Source organism: Mesorhizobium sp. M1A.T.Ca.IN.004.03.1.1, assembly GCF_003997555.1.
Lineage (GTDB): Bacteria > Pseudomonadota > Alphaproteobacteria > Rhizobiales > Rhizobiaceae > Mesorhizobium.
This window is the reverse complement of record NZ_RZTV01000444.1, coordinates 1-266: the sequence shown is the minus strand read 5'-3', so window position 1 is coordinate 266 and position 266 is coordinate 1. Positions and strand designations below refer to the sequence as shown.

The window sequence follows — 266 nt, the reverse complement described above, 5'->3', positions numbered from 1 at the left end:
GTTCCGGCCCCAGAAGGGCGACTGCGTATCGAAGAAGAAGTTCGCCCAGCCGAGAAAGCGGCGCTGGACATAGACCTGGCTGGTACGGATTTCCGCCTGTCCCGCGAAGCCGTAATAGACGATCACCTTGTTGTCGTCCTGCTCCATCTGGGAAGGCGCATCGGCCGGCAGGGAGGCACGATCGCGGGTGACGGTCACGGGATAGAGCTTGCCGCCGATATAGACGTCGACGCGGCTCGGCGTCACTTCCATGCGGTCGTCGCCGC

1 pseudogene is annotated in these 266 nt (G+C 63.5%); it reads right to left on the bottom strand.

From position 1 onward, the window contains the following. Positions 1 to 266 (bottom strand): annotated as a pseudogene (locus EOD29_RS32365) (phosphonate ABC transporter, permease protein PhnE); the annotation flags it as partial.